The organism is Vibrio sp. 1151_11 (assembly GCF_029478525.1).
GTDB classification, from domain to species: Bacteria; Pseudomonadota; Gammaproteobacteria; order Enterobacterales; family Vibrionaceae; genus Vibrio; species Vibrio anguillarum.
On sequence record NZ_SHMN01000097.1, the window covers coordinates 1 to 660 of the forward strand.

Annotated in this window: 1 protein-coding gene; it reads right to left on the minus strand. The window is 43.2% G+C overall.

The window, feature by feature from the left end; translation table 11 throughout:
* On the minus strand, positions 1 to 244 hold a 244-nt coding region (locus EXZ60_RS19230; protein WP_346780470.1), incomplete at its 3' end, for a hypothetical protein.
* Positions 245 to 660 lie beyond the last annotated feature (416 nt).

Here is a 660-nt window from a genome sequence, read left to right on the forward strand (position 1 = left end):
GAGGGTAAAAATGCTCATTTGCCGACAACACAAAACGAATAGCCGGAGAAATCCCAAAAGATTGAACTCCTAAATTTACCTGAGTTGCATAACGCCCGCTTAAGGGGCAGACAACGCTACTACCAAGCTTCCGCATAACACCGGAATCACAAAAACCAACGCATGATAAAAATGCCGCGCGTTGGCTGTCCCTCTTGAAGCGTTTGTTAGGTGTTTTGTTGCTTACTTTTTTGAAGCTTCCCAATATATCTATGGGCTATGTAAGATAATAATATTGCCAGAGCAAGATACAGGCCTCGGTGCAACGGTTGTTGCAGGCTCGAAAACAACATGTCTATCGAAAATAGAGGCACCAATACACAAGCCACCATCAAGACAACATTGCCTGTCGTTGTGCTAGATTCACCACCGCAATTTAGACAGACATGGTTTTTCCAACGACTAATTTTCCATGCTTTAAAGTAGCTAACTCTCACACCGCAATATGGACACTTCATATTCTCTCCTTGAATTGACACTCCATCAATTGACACCTAACGCCCAATTAAGTGGTGAACAACGCACTGACCAAGTCGCTGCATTGCACCGTAAAACACTTTACCTGACGCATAGTAAAACTGCCACGCGTTGAGAATCCACTTGAATTGATTGTTATGTGAA